This window comes from Streptomyces sp. NPDC002324 (genome assembly GCF_053593335.1).
The window spans coordinates 164,996-182,899 of sequence record NZ_JBSFCF010000016.1 but is presented as its reverse complement, the minus strand read 5'-3'; the positions used below and the strand labels follow the sequence as shown (position 1 = coordinate 182,899).

The following is a 17,904-nucleotide window of genomic DNA, read 5'->3' as shown; positions in this document are numbered from 1 at the left end:
CTCCTCCGGATACGGAGACTTGCGCCCCACCTGGACATCCCTCCCTGGACCATCAAGATCCACTACCAGGGTGGCCACTCCAAAGGATCATCCTCGGTAATGGTCCGGCCCCCTCCTTGAGCTGCCGGTCTGCTGCCGAACAGCTGCCGACCAATGGGGATGCCGATCCCTAGGCTGGTTGGTGTGTCCCCTTCCGCCGGTGCGGGACGAGCGAACGGAACCCGAGACCATGGCTGTTGCAGAAGTGCTTTCCGACAACGAAGAGATGGCGTCCGTCTTCCCGCTCGGCGGTTCGTGCTCGCTGCGAGGAGAATGCCGGACATTGCGGCGCACCGTTTTCCTGCCAGAGGAGTACGAGCATCGGGCAGCCGATTTGTTGCCTGCGGCGGCACTGGTCCTGGGTCGAAAATACAGCAACAGTGAAGCCTTCCGCATCGGCGTGCGACGTTCCTCGTGGTCTATGGGCGACCGGAGTAGCGCCCTCTCCGTCGCCATGCCGCCGTCAAAGACAGTACGGAAGGTGCGCGAGGAAGTCGCGGAAGCGCTCGTCGGCTTGACCCCGGCGTCTGCCTCGTATCCCGGCGCTGCGCCGGCGACGCTGCAGTGCGTCCTGGACGGACCCGTCGGCGGACGAAACGGATTCGACCTATCCCTTTCCATCGAGTCCCGGCCCGGGCGGCGGACCGCATTGCATGTGGACTGCCATGAGCACGTTTACGGATCCGGCTTCGCGGATCGACTGCTGGCCCATCTCGTCAACATCTTCCGACAATTGGATGCTGAGCCGGATGCGACGATCGCCGGCCTCCAGCTGCTGACTGAACCTGAGCGAACCAGGTTGCGGGAACTGGGCAGGGGTAGCAGCCGGCAGCCGTATCCGAGTGAAAGCTCCATCTACTCGCTCTTCGCCGAGCAGGCCGCCGCTCACCCCGACCGTGAGGCGGTCAGCCACGACGACGGCAACTTGACATACGGGGAGTTGCGAGATCAGGCCAGAGATCTAGCCCTGGCGCTGCACGCCCGAGGCGTGCGTCCGCACGACCGAGTCGCGTTCCTCCTGGGCAAGACCCCGCGACTTTTCATCACTCTCCTGGCCATTCTTCGCCTGGGCGCGTCCTACGTGCCCATCGCCGCTGACATCCCGGAAAAGCGACGCGCCTTCCTGCTTGCCGACAGCGGCGCCTGCCTTCTGTTGTCCGAGGGTCCGGTGCCGGCTGTAGATGTTCCCGTCCTTGACCTGACGCAGTCGTATGTGATCGCTGACACCGCGCACCAGGAGCTGCCGGACCCGACCATCGGCCCGTTGGACGCTGCGTACGTGATGTATACGTCCGGTACCACCGGTCGGCCGAAGGGCGTGCTGGTAAATCAGCGCGCGGTTGTCCGGCTGGTCAAGAACACCGACTATGTGCGCCTTTCTTCCGATACCCGGATCCTGCAGACGGGCGCCGTCGCCTTCGACGCCACCACCTTCGAGTTCTGGGGAGCACTACTCAACGGTGGGACCGTCGCCCTCGTCCCGAACGAGGAGGTCATAAGCGCGGCTGGCCTCGGTGCCGCCCTCAAGCGGCACCGGGCCGATACCCTCTTCCTGACCACGGCCCTGTTCCACCGAGTCGTGGAGCAGGAACCCTCCGTTCTGGCGGGATGCCAGGTGCTCATCGGGGGCGACAACCTCTCAGCGATGCACGTGGCCAAGGCGATCGACGCCTGCCCTGGCAGCGAGTTCGTCAATGGCTACGGGCCTACGGAGAACACCACTTTCTCCACGGCCCATTCCATCACCACGGGGTACAAAGTCAGGGTGCCGATCGGTCGCCCGATCGCCCGGTCCACGGCGTACGTCCTGGACCGAGATGGAAACCCGCAGCCCTTCGGTGTACCCGGCGAGTTGTACGTCGGTGGCGACGGCCTTTGCGACGGGTATCTCAACCGTCCCGAGCTCGACGCTGCCGCCTTCGTGTACGGCGGACTCGGGGAAGAGCCCGAGCGGCTCTACCGCACCGGTGACCGCGCGCTCTGGAGCGAAAGCGGTCAGCTGGAGGTCCTCGGCCGCAGCGACCACCAGGTCAAGATCCGAGGCTTCCGCGTCGAACTGCCCGAGATTGAAGCTCAGTTGACGCAGCTGCCTGGGGTTCGTGAAGCTGTGGTCCTGCTGCGCCGCCGTGACACGGGCCTGTCCGTGCTCTGTGCCTACGTCACCGCCGACGAGCCCGTGAGCGGGGAGGTGCTCCGTGCCCAGCTACTCAAAGAGCTCCCCGCCCACATGGTGCCTGCTGAGTTCACGCAGGTTGACGAGATGCCGCTGAATCGCAACCAGAAGATCGACCGAGCCGCGCTGGCTGAGCTGCTTCCCGTCGTCGCCCAGGCTTCGATGGGGGCGCAGTCCCGCCCCCCTCGCACAGCGACGGAGGTAACGGTGGCCGCCGTATTTGCCGAGGTACTCGGGCTGCCCTCGGTGACCCTGGACGACAACTTCTTTGACCTCGGTGGTCATTCACTGCTCGCGAGCCAGCTTTGGAGCCGTCTCCGGTGCGCGCTCGGAAAGGAGTTCCAGCTTCGGCAGATCCTCGATACCCCGACGGTCGGAGGACTCGCGGCGAGCCTCGAGCGGGGCGATGGGGCCACAGTCGCACGTCCGAGACTGGTCCGCCGGTCGTCTTGACAGCTAATTTCTCGAATTGGAGTGGTAAGCATGTTTCCGTTGTCATTCGCCCAGCAGCGGTTGTGGTTCTTCAACCGGCTTGAAGGACCGAGCCACACCTACAACGTCCCCGTTGTGATTCGAATGTCTGGCGCGCCGGACATCGCTGCCCTGGAGACAGCTCTCGCCGATGTCATCAGTCGGCATGAGAGCCTGCGTACCGTGTTCGGCGAGGCGGACGGCGAGCCATGCCAGCGCGTCCTTCCGGCAGATGAGGCCAGGCTGGTGCTGGAGCGGCGTGATGTCGACCCGGAGAAGGCCGACTCCGTACTGCGCGAACTGGCGGAGCTGCCCTTCGACCTGGACGGAGGTATCCCGCCGGTCCGGGCACACCTGCTGCGGATAGCTGAGGACGAGCAGGTGCTGGCGCTGGTTCTGCACCACATCGTTTGCGATGGATGGTCGATGACGCCACTGCTGCGGGACCTCGGTCAGGCGTACGCCGCGCGAGCCGACGGCCGGGCGCCGGTGTGGGAACCGCTGCCGGTGCGGTACTCCGACTACACCCTGTGGCAGCGTGAACTGCTCGGCAGCGAGGCCGATCCGCAGAGCCTCGTCTGTCGGCAGCTGCAGTTCTGGCGGGACTCCCTGGAGGGGCTCCCGGACGAGTTGGATTTGCCCCTGGACCGGCCGCGCCCGCAGGCTGCGAGCTACCGCGGCAGGGAGATCGGCTTCCGCATCACCCCGATGGTCCACACCGGACTCACGGACGTAGCCCGGCAGACGCACAGCACCCTGTTCATGGTGGCGCAGTCCGCTATCTCGGCGCTGCTCTTCCGTCTGGGCGCCGGTACCGACATCCCCCTGGGTACGGCCATCGCTGGCCGTACCGACAACGCGCTCGACGATCTCGTCGGCCTCTTCATCAACACCCAGGTGCTGCGCACCGACGTGTCCGGCCGGCCGACGTTCCGGGAGCTGATTCAGCGGGTACGGGAAGCCAGCCTGGAGGCGTACGAACACCAGGACCTACCCTTCGAGCGGATCGTGGAGGAACTCAACCCCCTTCGCACCCGATCTCGACACCCCCTCTTCCAGGTCGGCCTCGAATTGCACGGCGGCGCACTGGAGCTGGAGCTGGCTGGCGTGCACACGCAGGTCGAGCTGTTCAAGATGGCACTCTCGAAGTTCGACCTGTCCTTCGTCCTCGTGGAGCAGAAGGCGCCGGACGGCACCCCAATGGGGATCGCCGGCACCCTCGAGTACGCGGCGGACCTGTTCGACGAAGGCACCGCGGCCACTCTCGTGGAGCGGTTCGTCAGCTACCTCGGACAACTGGCAGCCGAGCCGGACAGCGATCTCGCGACCGTCGATATCCTTACTCCGGCCGAGCGCGACACGCTGCAGCAGCGGACCGAGACAGCCTCGGAGCTGCCGGACAAGACCATCGGCATGATCTTCGAGGAACGGGCGGCCGCCACACCCGACGCGCTTGCCCTCGTGGCAGGCGACATCCGGCTCACCTACCGCGAACTCAACGCCTGGGTGAACCGTTTCGCCCACCACCTGCTGGCACTCGGCATCGTGGCCGACGACTTGGTGGCCGTCGCCCTGCCGAGGACCGCCGAGGCGATCGTCGTCTGGCTCGCGGTCATCAAGGCGGGCGGCGTCTACACCCCGATCGACCCACAGAGTCCGGCCGAGCGGATCCGCACCGTCCTCGCTGAAGCCCGTCCTGCGGTGCTCGTCACTACTGAGGACATCTCGGTCGGCATACGTACTGCCGTACGGCTACCGACCCTGGTTACCGAGCACAGGCAGCAAGACCAGCCGGAGCACAACCCGACCGACGCGGACCGTCCTGTGCCGCTCAGCCTTGATCACGCCGCGTATGTGATCTACACATCCGGGTCCACCGGGCGGCCCAAGGGCGTGACAGTGCTCCACCGCGCCCTGACCAATCTGTGGCAATACCACACCGGCGTCACGTTCCCGCAGCCCACTGGCCCCCAGGACCGCCGACGGGTATCTCTTTCGGCCTCGCTCGCCTTCGACACGTCCTGGGAGGGCGTGCTGGCCATGATCGCCGGTCATGAGCTCCACCTGCTGGACGAGCCGACCCGCCGCGACCCCGCCCGTATGGTCGACTACATCGTGCGCCACGGTGTCGCTCAGATCGACGTGACTCCGAGCTACGCGCAACAACTGCTCGCCGAGGGCCTGCTGGACGGCGACACCCCGCTGCGGACGCTGATGCTCGGCGGAGAGGCTGTCAGCCAGGCGTTGTGGAGCGAACTGCGCACCGCACAGACCACCACCGTCTTCAATTACTACGGGCCCAGCGAATTCTGCGTCGAAGCGTCCGGCTGCGCGCTGGCCGACTACGAGAGTGCCAGCATCGGCCGCCCCGTCCACAACACCCAGATGCACGTGCTCGACGAACAGCTCAACCCGGTGCCACCGGGTGTGCTGGGCGAGCTCTACCTCGCGGGCGCAAACCTCGGCCGCGGCTATGTAGGGCGTGCGGCGCTGACCGCGGAGCGGTTCGTCGCCAACCCGTACGGCGCGCCCGGCGAGCGCATGTACCGCAGTGGCGACCTGGCCCGCTGGACGACTGACGGCTCTCTGCACTTCGCCGGTCGCTCCGACGATCAGATCAAGCTGCGCGGCTTCCGCATCGAGCTGGGCGAGATCGAGACGGCCGTCCACGCCCACTCCACGGTGGCGGACTCCGCTGTGATCCTCCGCGAGGACGTACTGGGCGACAAGCGCTTGGTTGCCTACGTTGTCCCGGAGAAGGGCCACACGGTGGACGTGGCCGCACTGCGTGCTGAACTGGCGCTGGTACTACCTGACTACATGGTGCCGGCCGCCTTCGTCCCCCTGGACGTGCTGCCGCTGAACCGCAATGCCAAGCTCGACAAGCGCGCTCTGCCGGTCCCGGACTACGGATCGCTGTCTGCCGGCCGGGCCGCGACCACCGAGCGGGAGAGGGCGGTTGCCGGACTGTTCGCCGAGATCCTCAAAATCGAGTCGGTGTCCTTGGACGACAACTTCTTCGAGCTCGGCGGGCACTCGCTGCTCGCGACCCGCCTGGTGAACCGGATCCGCGCTGTCCTGGGCGCCGAGGCCAATCTGATGAAGCTCTTCGACAACCCCACTGTCGCCGGCGTGGTCGCGAGTCTGGAGCAGGAGCCGAGCGCCGGGGCCGAGCGACCCAAGTTGGTACGCCGCACGACGTGATCGACGGTCACGGGGTGGGTGCGGTAATGCGGCACCCACCCACTTTCATGCAGGACAGACCCGCTCAGTCAGGAGAGTAATGACACCGGAGATCGACGGCCATTTCGCGGCCCTGAAAGCGCGGTACGGGACGGACTCGCTGGACCGAGTCGAAGAGATGCTGGAGCCGCGCCGCCGGACCGACCTCCGCCACCCCCTGCAGCAGGCGGCCAAGTGGGTACTGCCCGGTATCCCACAGCAGCCGTGGCACGACCCGTACGCCTATCCGGAGCTGCTGCCCTTGGTCGTGGCGCTCGAAGAGAACCATCCACAGATCAAGGCGGAACAGGAGCAGGCCTGGGCGCAGCGCCGGACGAGCTTCACGGACTACGAGCACTACCTCGCCCGCCAGCGCGATTGGCAAGCACTCTACCTCTACCGCGACGGCGAACTGGTGGCGAACTCTCAGCCGCTAGCCCCGACGGCCTACAAGGTGCTCAGCGAGAACGCAGTTGACACGGGTGTGATCTGCCCGCTCCTCGAATCGCATTTCTCGACGCTACTGCCCGGCGGGGCCATCAAGCCGCACTGCGACTTGTGGAACTTCAGCATCAACCTGCATCTCGCCATCGACATTCCGGAGGGCGCCGGAATCAGAGTGGCCGAGGAGACCCGGACCTGGGAGGAGGGCAGGACCCTGCTCTTCGACTACTCCTTCGAGCACGAGGCGTGGAACCGCGGAGACCGTACGCGGACCTGTCTGCTCGCCGACCTGTGGCACCCCAACACCACGGTGCCCGAGCGGGCGGCTCTGACCGTACTCATGACCGAGATCCAGAAGATGATGACCGCCTGAACACGACCCTGCCACGCGATTGGTAGACCTGATTCTCATAAGGGGCACCTGTGACGTTGACCTACTCCGCCAAGGCGGCGCTCGACCAGATCGATCTCGCAGATCCTCAGCTATTTTCAGACCCGGGGCACCATCGGGTGTTCCGGCTCCTGCGCGACTATGCCCCGGTGCACTGGAACCCGGAGCAGTCCGAGCCTGGCTTCTGGTCGGTCACGCGATACGAGGACTGCCTCGCGGTGCAGAAGGACGGAGCCACCTTTAGCTCGGCCGGCACCAACACGCTCGGTGCGCAGCGATGGACCGGGGACGAGGGTTCGGGCCGGATGCTCACCCACACCGACGGGCCCCGCCACAACGAGCTGCGGCAACTGGTCAACCGGGCCTTTACGCCGCGCGCGGTTGCCAGGCTGGAGCCGTACATACGGTCGGTGATCCGGCAGTCGCTCGACGAGGCTCTGGAGCAGGGCGAGGTCGACTTCGTCGACACCGTCGCGCTGCTGCCCGTCGCCTCGATCGCGGCGCTGCTCGGCGTACCGCAGGAGGATTGGGTGCTGTTGCTGCGCCTGACCACGGCCGCGTTCGGATCGGCCGACCAGGACCTGCAGACTTCCCCGAGCGCTCGTGCCAGTGCCGCCGCAGCTCACGCGCAGCTGCTGCTGTACTGCCAGGACCTGATGAGCCAGCGCCGGGCTTCGCCGCGGGAGGACATCGTGACCTCTCTGGTCGAAGCACAGGACAGGGGGCTGTTGGATGAGGAGAGCGCCATGCTCTTCTTCGACCTGCTGCTGCTGGGCGGGAACGAGACCACCCGGCACGGCGCCGTTGGCTCACTGATCGCCCTCATCGAGCACCCGGAGCAGTGGCAGCGGCTGCGCGCGGACCGGGGCCTGCTGAACACCGCGGTCGCAGAGGTTCTGCGGTACGTGTCGCCTAGCCAGCACGTGCTGCGCCGGGCGGAGTGCGACGTGGAACTGCACGGCCAGAAGATCAAGGCCGGCCAGGATGTGGCGATCTGGCACTTCTCGGCCAACCGGGACGAGCGCGTGTTCGTGGATGCCGACCGATTCGACATCGCCCGTATGGACAACCCGCACCTGGCGCTCGGATCGGGCCCGCACTACTGTCTGGGGGCCTCCTTGGCCACCATGGAGCTGCGCTTGTTCCTCGACGAGCTGTGCGAACGGGTGGGCTCCGCCGCCATGATCGAGCCGCCGGTGCGGCTCGCGTCCACGGTCATCAGCGGGTTCAAGCACCTGCGTGTCCAGCTGCTTCCCGGATGAGTCCGCAAGGACCGATAGAGGGAACGACTCGGTGACTGCTTCTGTGCCGTCCGCCGGGCCCGTGCTCTTGATCGCTGCCCGCCTGAATCCTCGCCGACCGGGTCGATCAGCGGAAGTTGATGATCGTCGGCCTCTGCAACATCGCGGCGCCCTCGTACCAGCATCAGATCACCCCCACCCACCTGCTCGGGCGGGTCAACGCTGCCTTCATGTGGACCTGTCCGGCTTCCTGATCGGGGCACTGTTCGGTGGCAACCCTGGAAGCAGGCTGGGCCTGCGCACCACGCTGTGGATTTGTGTGTGGGGAACCTGGAGTGCCGCGCTCTTCGTCGTTTTCTCACTGCTGCGGACGATGCGGGACATGCCCGCGGAAGGGGTCTCATCACCGTGACTGCCAAGACACTGCATGCCTGGTTCACGGACAGCGTCCGTCGGGTGCCCGACGAGCCTGCGCTGGTTATCGACGGGCAGAGCCTCACCTACGCCGAACTGGACGCGGTCTCTCGGGACGTCGCGGGCCGCGTGACGGGGGCGGGTCCCCGGGTGAGGCGCGTCGGGCTCTTGGCTTCGCGCAGCGTGGCGTCCTACGCGGGCTATCTCGGCACCCTGTTGGCCGGAGCCACCGTCGTGCCGCTCAACGAGGCGTACCCGGCTGAGCGCAACCGGAAGATCCTTGACATCGCCGGTCTGGACGCCGTCCTGGCCGATGCCGGGGGGGATGCCTCGTTCGCGGACGGAACAGGGATCCCGGTCGTGCGCATCGGCGCCGATGACGTGGGACGGGCTCTGCAGGAGCGGGGTCCGGCGTCGACCCTCGCGGGGGAACCGGGTGATCCCGACGACACCGCCTACATCCTGTTCACCTCGGGATCCACAGGCATGCCCAAGGGCGTGCCCATCCGGCACCGCAATCTCGACGCGTTCCTCCGCCACAACATCGCCCACTACGACGTGGGGCCTGGGTGTCGGCTCTCGCAGACTTTCGGCCTGACCTTCGACCCCTCGGTGTTCGACATGTTTGTCGCCTGGGGTGGCGGGGCGGCGCTTGTGGTGCCCACCATCGAGGAACTCCTCGACCCGGCCTCCTTCGTGGCCGACAACGCGATCACCCACTGGTACTCCGTACCGTCGATCATCTCGCTCGTCCGGATGGGGGGCTTGCTGACACCGGGCAGCATGCCCTCGCTACGCCGGAGTCTGTTCGCCGGCGAGCAGCTGACCCTGGAGCAGGCTCAGGCCTGGAAGGACGCGGCACCAGGGAGCACGGTCGAGAACCTGTACGGGCCGACCGAGCTCTCGGTGACCGTGACGGCGTACGAACTGCCGGGCGACCCATCGCGCTGGCCGACCACGTCCAACGGGACGGTGCCCATCGGCACCATCTACCGGCATCTCGAACACCAGATCGACTCAGATACGGGCGAGCTCCAGGTACGGGGACCGCAGCGGTTCGACGGCTACCTTGACCCGGCGGACAACCAGGGCCGCTTCGTGGAGCCCCGTCCGGACTGCCGGCCGCAGACGCCGAGTACAGACGCCTGGTACCGCACTGGGGACCGGGTAGGACTGGAAGACGGGCAGCTCGTCCATCTCGGCAGACTCGACCAACAGATCAAGATCATGGGTCAGCGACTGGAACTGGGTGACGTCGAGTCGGCCGTCCGGATTTGGGGCGGGCTGGGGGACGTTGTGGTCGTCGCCGTGCCGGGGGCCTCGGGGGATTACCGGCTGACGGCGGTGTACAGCGGCGAAGAGGCAGCGCCCGCAGAGATCCGCGCCCGTCTGCGGGCGCACCTGCCTTCCCACATGATCCCCAAACGCTTCGTCCACCGTCCCGCGCTACCGCTCAATGCGAATGGGAAGTTCGACCGCAATGCGTGCATTCTGTTCTGATGCGCGAGGCCCGCACGTTGGCGGGCGAGGCTGATGACGCCTCCCAACTGCCGGTAAGCCACCGCCTATGGTGCCTGATCTGGGCTTCCTTTCTCTCTAGGCTTGGGGTATTCCAGGAGATTGCGAGAAGGGGATGAAATGGTGAATCCATTCGACGATGAAGAGGGTGTTTTTCTCGTCTTGGTGAACTCCGAGGGCCAGCACTCCCTGTGGCCCGTGACGCGCGCCGTTCCAGTGGGTTGGGAGTCGACGTTCGGGCCTGATTCCAGACAGCGCTGCCTCGACCACATAGAGAAGAGCTGGACCGATCTGCGGCCGGCGAGCCTGGCGCGGTCGGCCGGGTGAGCGAGGTGACAACAGGCACACCGCAGCGCATCTTCGAGCGTTCCCGCGTTACCGCGCGCGACCAGGGGGCCTTCGTCGCAAAACTTGCCATAGCCCTGGCGATGGGCGCGGCCGGCGCTCTCCTGGTGCTGACACAGAATCCTTTTCTGGTAATGGCAGGTATTCTTCTGCTGGGAATTCTCTATACTCATATGGTCGAACTCCAACACCAGTGCCTGCATCATTCCGCATTTCTGACGGTCGGGCTGCACCGCGCGGTCGGCGTCGTACTGGGCCTGCCGATGCTCGTCGCGTATAGCCACTACCGGATTCGGCACCTGCAGCACCACCGTTTCTTGGGAACTGACCACGACACCGAATTCTTCGGCTTCGACACGCGCCAGCCACTGACTCTGGGGGTCATGCTCCGGGCCCTGTTCGACTACCAGCGGCTGGGCACAGTAGCCGCCGAGAGCTACCGCAGTTGGCGGGGCACTTGGCAGTACGGCAACGGCCAGGTGTCCGAGCGGCTTCGCCGCAATAGCGTGATCGAGTACCGCCTGATGGCCATCCTCGCCGGCGCCGCGGTGGTGGCCAGCGCCGCAGGCCACGGTGTGCTGGTGCTGGAGCTGTGGGTGGCGCCCCTGCTGCTCGTCGCGACTCCGATGCACTTCCTCGTCGAACTACCCGAGCACATCAAGTGCGAGAACGACACCACCGACGTGCTGCTCAACACCCGCTCCATCAGCGGCAGCTGGTTCAGCACGTGGCTGACCAACGGCAATAACTTGCACGTCGAACACCACGCTGCGATGACGGTGCCGATCAGCCAGCTGCGTGAACGCCACGACGAGGTGAAGGAATTCGCCAAGTTCGTCGACCGCAGCTACTGGACCTTCTACCGCGCGGTGATCCGCGAGGTGCTGGCCAACGCGGAACCGCGCCGTCGTACCGGGGGCCAGGGGTAACCCTCCCGGACGCCGCAGCTCATCAGGCCCAGGACCACAGACTTCATGAAAGGCAACGCTGCGATGCTCACTGCCCCCGCCAAGGCGGCGTACACGGCGTACCCCCAGGATTCCCTGGGGACCGTGCGCTACCTGCCGTCCCTGTCGCTCGATGCTTACCGGAACGACGTCGTCGCCGACAGCGCGCTCCTGCGCTCGGTGGTCGACTTCGGGCGGTCGGGGTCCGAGCTTGCCCTGGCAGTTCTGGAACGGACGGTCACGGAGTTCGACACCGACGAGACCGGCCGTGGAAACTCGTACCGAATTGCGCAGAGGGACGCGTCGGTCCGCTGGACAGGCGTCGAGCAGCTGCTGGGGCTGTGCGCCCCGGAGGGTCCAGCCGTGGTGCTCGACATCCTCGGCGGGGACGGGACCCTGGCCCGCGCCGTCGCGGAACTGGGCGGCAAGGCCACCTCGGGGATAACCATGCTGACTTCGGACATCTCCGGGGAAATGATCAAGGAGGCGCTGACCCAGGGCCTGCCCGCCGTCAGGCAGGCGGCGGACTTTCTCTTTGTGTGTGAAGGTTCGGTGGACGCGGTCCTCCTCGCCTACGGCACCCACCATATCGCCAGTCAGGACCGCCCGGCCGCGGTTCGGGAGGCGCTTCGGGCGGTCCGGCCCGGCGGACGGGTCGTGCTCCACGACTTCGACGAGGCCAGCCCGATGGCCCGGTTCTTCACACAAGTAGTCCACCAGTGGTCGCCCGGCGGGCACGACTACCCCCACTTCACGCGCGACGGGCTCGTACGCCTCTTCGCCGAGTCCGCCACGCCGGCGCAGGTGCTCGACGTGTATGACCCGCTGATCGTCCGGGCCGACTCCCAGGAGGCCGCACGGGTGGCCATGTGCGACTACATCGGCAATATGTACGGGGTCTCCCGATTCTTCGAAGAGCTGGGCGTCCTGAAGGCCTGGAGTTTGCTGGAGGAGGTCTTCGATCACACCGGGTACCTGGCGGGGCTGGGCCACACCGTTGACTTCCCCGCTGTTCCGCGCATCCGCGAGGCGGGTGGCTCCTTCGTCGCCGAGGTTCCGCGCGCATCTATCGTCGCCGTCGCTCAGAAGGCAGTCTGAGCCATGACCCACTCGAACCTCCTCGACCTGCTCAAAGCGTCGGGCACGCTCGGCGATGAGCGCACGGCGATCGTCAGTGCCGACGGCGAACTGGGCTACCAGGCCCTGTGGCGCCGAGTGGATGAGACCGCCGCTCTACTTGCCCGATCCGGCGTAGGCGCTGGCGACCACGTGGGGCTCTACTTCCTGCGTTCGGCCGACTACGTGACCTCCCTGCTGGCGACTCTGACCGTGGGCGCGGTCGGCGTGCCGCTCGACCCGGAGTACCCGGCCGAGCGCATCGACCAGATTATCGAGGCCGCCGATCCCCGCATCATCCTGCGCAACCGCGCGAGCCGACACGCTGACGAGCTGCTGCGGCCCAGCCGCTGGGTCGACGTCGACAGTCCGGACCCCACTGCCGCATCCCCCGTGCCGGGCACTGTGTCCCGGCTAGCCCGCGCGGACGCGCAGGACCCGGCCCTGATCCTCTTCACCTCCGGGTCGACCGGGAAGCCCAAGGGCGTCGTGCTCCAGCACGGCGGCCTGTCCAACCGCTTGGCCTGGGGCCACGAGCGGTACGGCATCGCTGCTTCCGACCGGGTCCTACACAAGGCTTCGATCGCCTTCGACGCCTCTTTGCACGAGATCTTCTCGCCGCTCATCGCGGGTGGCACGCTGGTCCTTGCTCCGCCGGGGCTGCAGTTCGATAGCCGCGGCCTGATCCGGCTCATCCAGGACGCCGGGATCACCACGGCGCACTTCGTGCCCTCGATGCTTCGGCACATGCTGGAGGAAGTCGACCTGGAGTTCTGTGACGACCTCCGCCGGGTCTTTTGTGGCGGTGAGGCCTTGGACATGGACATGGTTAGCCGCTTCCGCAAGACGCTGCCGCTGTGCGACCTGTTCAACCAGTACGGCCCCACCGAGTGCTCGGTCAGCGTCACGTACTGGGACACCTCGGAGGAGTTCTACGGCGCCATCGCACCTATTGGCCGCGCGGTCGCCGGAGCCGAACTCCACGTGCTGGACGAGGATATGACCCCGGTCGCCGACGGCCAGACCGGAGAGCTGTGGATCGGTGGCACTCCGGTGGCGGCGGGATACTTGGGCGACGACGAACGAACCCGGGAGCGCTTCCTGCCCGACCCGTTCGGTCCGGTCGGCCGGATCTACCGCACCGGCGACCTCGTACGCCGGGCCGCCGCCGGCTACTTGGAGTTCTGCGGGCGCGTCGACGACCAGGTGAAGGTCCGGGGCATTCGCGTGGAACCCGGCGAGGTCGGGGCCACCCTGCGCCGGCACCCGATGGTCCAGGACGCGGCGGTCGTCGCCGTACCCGACGAGGAGAGCGGCGTGCGCCTGGTCGCCTACGTCGCTGCGAAGCGGAGCCACGCGCCCGTCGTCGACGGCATCCAGCGCTTCCAGCTGCCCGGCGGCCTGGCCGTTGCCGCGCCCTCCGCTGACGAGGCGCTCTTTCTCCACCGTCAGATCTTCGAGGAGGACGAGTACTCCCGCTTCGGCGTCTACCTCGGCGAGGGCGCTGTGGTTGTTGACGTCGGCGCCAACATCGGGCTGTTCTCCCTGTGGGCCCATAAGCAGGCCGACGGCGTCCGACTGCTCTCGGTCGAGCCCAATCCGGACGTTTTGCCCTTCCTCCGCTCCAACCTCGAACTGCACTCCGTGGCGAGCGAGGTCGTCCCCGTGGCGCTGACGGACCGCATCGGGAGCGAGGAGCTGACATCCTTCCCGCAGCTCACCTACCTGTCCGGGCTCGGCACCGGCCGGGAGCGAGCCGCGGCCGGACTGGTCCAGTCGCACTACCGGAATACCGTCATCGGCGACGGCGACCTGGCCGATGAAGAGCTGTCGTCCCTTCTCGTGGCCGCCGAGAGCCGACTCGCCGCCACCTCGCACACCGTCGAGACCACAACCCTGTCGACCCTCTTCGAGGAGCACGGTCTCGACCGGGTAGACCTACTCAAGATCAACACCGAAGGGGCGGAACTCGAAGTCCTGCGGGGCGTTCGACCTGAGCACTGGTCCCGGGTCCGCCAGGTGTGCCTGGAAGTCGAGCGCGCGAGCGTGGTCGGTGCGGAGATCAAAACTCTGCTGGCCGACGCCGGTTTCGAGGTGAACGAGGTCAACGACTGGTGCGTCGGGACCGACGCCGATGTCACCTACGTCTACGCGACACGCAGGGCCGACGGAGCCGCCCGGTCCGCTGCCCCAGTGGTGGCTACCGCCGGGGAGCCTGACACCCTGCTCACCACGCGCGCCGTTCGGGCCTACCTGACGAACGCACTGCCGCCGGCCATGTGCCCGGAACAGATCGTCTTCCTGGAGGAGCTGCCCCGCCTGCCCAACGGCAAGGTCTCCAAGCTCGGCCTCCCCGAGCCTCCGGCGCCCCTCCGCGACACCGAGGCGGATACTACGGGGACGGGAAGCACCCCGGACCGGCTACGCGAGATCTGGCGCCGGATCCTCAAGGTCGACGCGGTCACGGATGACGACGACTTTATCGCTCTCGGCGGACACTCTCTGACGGCGCTGCGCATCTGCGGCCGCGTCCGCGAGGAGACCGGCATCCACATAGCCCCGGACAGCTGCCTGCGTGCCCCGACCTTCGCGGTCTGGGTCGCCGAGGCGACCCAGCCGATGGGCGTGTGACGCAGTGTCCGTCATTCCGCAGCGAAGCAGACGGCTCTCGGACATGCAGCAGTCCATGCTGGCCCACGAGTCCATCGGAGCACTGCCCGTCTACAACATGCCGCTGTGCTTCGAGATCAGAGGGGCGGTCGACGCCGCAGCCCTGGAGACGGCGCTGCACAGCGTCATCCGTCGGCATCCGGTGCTCAGCTCCACATACGCGGACGGCCAGGCCATTCCGGACTCCGCACCACTGCCCCTGCTTGATACAGCCGTTGAGCGGTGTCCGGACGGAGCAACCCCGACCTCCCTGTCCCGGCTGTGGGAACAGCCCATGGACCTACGGGCCCAGGGCCCTGTGCGGGCCAAGCTCGTGTCCGCGTCACCTGAGCGCCACTACTTCGGCCTCTGCGTGCACCATGTCGCGGGCGACAGCTGGTCCCTCGCAATGCTGTTGGACGAACTCGGATCCGCGTACGGCGCCCTGCGTCGCCGCACCGAGCCCGAGGCACGGCCGCTGGCGCCGGATTTCTTCGACCACGCGGCCGAGGAGCAGGACCAGAACTGGGACGCCACCTGGTGGCGAGCTCAGCTGGAGGGCGTACGACCGCAGCCCCACCCACGCGTCGATCCGCCGGCCCCGGCTGCACGGGGCATTCTCGTCGAAACAGAACTGGAACTCGATGCTGCGGTCACCCGGGGAGTTCGGGAACTGGCTCGTAGCGCACGAGTATCGCCGACCGCGGTGCTCTTGACCGCTGTCAGCCTGGCCGTCGTGGATTCCGGCACAAGGAACGATGCGAAGCGCTCCTCCACGGTCGGGCTCCCAGCCGTACAACGCGACACGTACGCACTCCAGGCAACCATGGGGCCCCTGCTCACCACTCTTGCGGTGCGCACCGGATGGCAGGACGGGGCGACGAGCAGGGAGCTGGTCCAAGCGCACGCGGAGGCGATCAGCGGGGCGCTCGCTCACAAGGATGTTCCCTACTCCCGTGTCCTCAAAGCGGCTGGCATCCGGCGCAGGCCTGGGAACGCCCCGCTCTTCCTGCACGTGGTCAACGCCGATAACGAGGCGCCACGCCTGCGCCTCTCCGGGGTGCGCACCGTGCTGCGGCCGATTACTCCCAAGTGGGCCATCTTCCCAGCGCAGTGGGAGTTCCGATGGAAATCGGTCGGGAATATCCGCGGTGTCCTCCAGGTCTCGGCAGACTCCTTCACCGCAGAACAGGCAGCAGTCTGCGTCAGCAGGTTCCGTTCGAGCCTCACGCGCCTGCTGAGGTCAGAAACGAAGGGTCTTACGTGAGTTCCTCGCCAAACACCGCATACCCGTCCGCCGTCGAGCGACATCTGGAAGAGGTCCTGAGCGGTTTGTTCGCTGAGGTGCTCGACCTGCCACAGGTCGAGACCGACGAGGACTTTTTCGATCTCGACGGCGACTCGCTGTCGGCCATGCGGTTGATCAGCAGGGTCCGGGCGGTCCTCGGGATGGAGCTGAACATCCGTACCATGTTCACTGCCCCAACGGTGCGTGGCGTTGCCCGCGCCCTGGCAGAGGCTGTGGCTGAGACCTCCCCGGCGGCACCGCCGCCCACCACACCGGAGCGCGGTGTCCGCCCGGAGCGGGTGCCGCTGTCCTTCACACAGCAGGGTCTCTGGTATCTGTCGCTGCTCCAGGGGGCGAGCGCCACCTATAACATGCCCCTCACCGTGCGGCTGACGGGCCGTGTCGATACCGAAGCTCTTGAGATGGCGCTTGGCGACCTGGTAGAACGCCACGAGTCCCTGCGCACCTTGTACCCCGAAGAGCTCGGGGTGCCCTACCAGCAGGTGCTGCCCGCCAAGACGGCGCGCCCCGCTCTACTCAACGTGTCGTGCGAACGGGCGGAATTAGATTCGGCCATCGCCGACGCCGCGCAGGAGGTCATCGACATCATGACCGATGTGCCCCTGCGGACCTGGCTGTTCACCGTCCAGGACGAACCCGACGAACATGTCCTGCTGTTCCTCCTGCACCACATCTCGGGTGACGGCTGGTCCCTGCGGCCCCTGATGCGAGACCTGACCCAGGCCTACTTGGCCAGGCTGGAGGGGTTGGCTCCAGCGTGGGAGCCGCTGCCCGTGCAGTACGCGGACTACGCACTCTGGCAGCGCGATGCACTAGGTAAGGCAAGCGACCCGGTCAGCCGCATGTCACGGCAGATCGCCTACTGGCAGAGGGCGCTAGACGGGCTCCCGGAACGGGTCGAGCTGCCGGCGGACCGCCCGCGCCTCGCCGTCCCCAATTATAAGGGCGATGCTGTCGACGTCGTTGTCGAGGGCTCGGTGCACGAGCGACTCGCGCAGCTGGCCCAAGCGCGCGGCGCCACCCTCTTCATGGTCCTCCAAGCTGCCTTGGCCCTGGTACTCACCCGTTCCGGAGCCGGCGAGGACATCCCGATCGGCACGCCCGTGGCGGGGCGCGGGGACGAGTCTCTCGACGGCTTGGTTGGCTTCTTCGTGAACATGCTTGTGCTGCGCACGGACACCTCGGGGGACCCGACGTTCGGGGAGCTGCTGGAGCGTGTGCGCGCCGTCGACTTGGAGGCGTACGCACACCAGGATGTCCCCTTCGACCAACTGGTTGAGGCGCTGAATCCGAAGCGGTCGGCGGGGCAGCACCCCTTGTTTCAGGTAGTGCTGGGCTTCGGGGGTCGCGGCTCCGCCGCGCTCAAGGCACCGGGACTGCGAGGCATCGCTGGGTTGGCACCCACTCCCGTGGCTAAGTTCGACCTCGGCCTCTACTTGGACGAGGTGCCGCGCGGCGACGGATCCCACCGGGGCATTGTCGGGGTGCTCGAATACGCGACGGACCGGTTCGATCGGGCCACGGCCGAGGCGTTGGTAAGTGACTTCGTGCGGCTGCTGGCTCGGGTGGCCGAGCACCCGGACTCCCGAGTGGGAACGGAGGAATAGGGGATGCAACAGACCTCA

11 protein-coding genes are annotated in these 17,904 nt (G+C 66.8%); all 11 read left to right on the top strand.

The window, feature by feature from the left end; all coding sequences use genetic code 11:
• Positions 1 to 229: 229 nt before the first annotated feature.
• The 11 genes from ACWCRJ_RS22285 to ACWCRJ_RS22235 all read left to right on the top strand — a co-directional run bounded on the left by ACWCRJ_RS22285 (position 230) and on the right by ACWCRJ_RS22235 (position 17,886).
• The gene (locus ACWCRJ_RS22285) at positions 230 to 2,665 is read left to right on the top strand and encodes an amino acid adenylation domain-containing protein (RefSeq protein WP_450940900.1); all 2,436 of its coding nucleotides are present in this window, start codon (positions 230 to 232) and stop codon (positions 2,663 to 2,665) included.
• Positions 2,666 to 2,695: 30 nt separating this feature from the next.
• The gene (locus tag ACWCRJ_RS22280) at positions 2,696 to 5,887 is read left to right on the top strand and encodes a non-ribosomal peptide synthetase (RefSeq protein WP_450940899.1); all 3,192 of its coding nucleotides are present in this window, start codon (positions 2,696 to 2,698) and stop codon (positions 5,885 to 5,887) included.
• A 79-nt stretch (positions 5,888 to 5,966) separates the two neighbouring features.
• Entirely contained in the window at positions 5,967 to 6,722 is a 756-nt protein-coding gene (locus ACWCRJ_RS22275) for an aspartyl/asparaginyl beta-hydroxylase domain-containing protein (protein WP_450940898.1), read from the top strand.
• A gap of 50 nt (positions 6,723 to 6,772) precedes the next feature.
• Complete coding sequence (locus tag ACWCRJ_RS22270; protein WP_450940897.1) at positions 6,773 to 8,002, top strand: cytochrome P450; 1,230 nt, start codon at positions 6,773 to 6,775, stop codon at positions 8,000 to 8,002.
• A gap of 387 nt (positions 8,003 to 8,389) precedes the next feature.
• Complete coding sequence (locus ACWCRJ_RS22265; protein WP_450940908.1) at positions 8,390 to 9,895, top strand: AMP-binding protein; 1,506 nt, start codon at positions 8,390 to 8,392, stop codon at positions 9,893 to 9,895.
• Positions 9,896 to 10,033: 138 nt separating this feature from the next.
• Positions 10,034 to 10,240, top strand: coding sequence for an MbtH family protein (locus ACWCRJ_RS22260; RefSeq protein ID WP_450940896.1), 207 nt, complete (start codon positions 10,034 to 10,036; stop codon positions 10,238 to 10,240).
• Positions 10,237 to 11,187 carry a fatty acid desaturase gene (locus tag ACWCRJ_RS22255; RefSeq protein WP_450940895.1) on the top strand — a complete coding sequence of 317 codons (951 nt, stop codon included), beginning with the start codon at positions 10,237 to 10,239 and terminating at the stop codon, positions 11,185 to 11,187. The genes ACWCRJ_RS22260 and ACWCRJ_RS22255 overlap by 4 nt, the downstream gene beginning before the upstream one ends.
• Before the next feature lie 45 nt (positions 11,188 to 11,232).
• The gene (locus ACWCRJ_RS22250; RefSeq protein ID WP_450940894.1) at positions 11,233 to 12,303 is read left to right on the top strand and encodes a class I SAM-dependent methyltransferase; all 1,071 of its coding nucleotides are present in this window, start codon (positions 11,233 to 11,235) and stop codon (positions 12,301 to 12,303) included.
• A 3-nt stretch (positions 12,304 to 12,306) separates the two neighbouring features.
• On the top strand, positions 12,307 to 14,952 hold the full coding sequence (locus ACWCRJ_RS22245; RefSeq protein WP_450940893.1) for an amino acid adenylation domain-containing protein: 2,646 nt from the start codon (positions 12,307 to 12,309) through the stop codon (positions 14,950 to 14,952).
• Positions 14,953 to 14,995: 43 nt separating this feature from the next.
• On the top strand, positions 14,996 to 16,237 hold the full coding sequence (locus ACWCRJ_RS22240; protein WP_450940892.1) for a condensation domain-containing protein: 1,242 nt from the start codon (positions 14,996 to 14,998) through the stop codon (positions 16,235 to 16,237).
• Entirely contained in the window at positions 16,234 to 17,886 is a 1,653-nt protein-coding gene (locus tag ACWCRJ_RS22235; RefSeq protein WP_450940891.1) for a condensation domain-containing protein, read from the top strand. Before ACWCRJ_RS22240 ends, ACWCRJ_RS22235 begins: the two co-directional genes overlap by 4 nt.
• Positions 17,887 to 17,904: the final 18 nt, after the last annotated feature.

Coding starts and splice junctions, on each gene's coding strand:
- ACWCRJ_RS22285 (WP_450940900.1), top strand. CDS start 230: ATGGCTGTTGCAGAAGTGCTTTCCGACAACGAAGAGATGGCGTCCGTC.
- ACWCRJ_RS22280 (WP_450940899.1), top strand. CDS start 2,696: ATGTTTCCGTTGTCATTCGCCCAGCAGCGGTTGTGGTTCTTCAACCGG.
- ACWCRJ_RS22275 (WP_450940898.1), top strand. CDS start 5,967: ATGACACCGGAGATCGACGGCCATTTCGCGGCCCTGAAAGCGCGGTAC.
- ACWCRJ_RS22260 (WP_450940896.1), top strand. CDS start 10,034: ATGGTGAATCCATTCGACGATGAAGAGGGTGTTTTTCTCGTCTTGGTG.
- ACWCRJ_RS22250 (WP_450940894.1), top strand. CDS start 11,233: ATGAAAGGCAACGCTGCGATGCTCACTGCCCCCGCCAAGGCGGCGTAC.
- ACWCRJ_RS22245 (WP_450940893.1), top strand. CDS start 12,307: ATGACCCACTCGAACCTCCTCGACCTGCTCAAAGCGTCGGGCACGCTC.
- ACWCRJ_RS22240 (WP_450940892.1), top strand. CDS start 14,996: ATGCAGCAGTCCATGCTGGCCCACGAGTCCATCGGAGCACTGCCCGTC.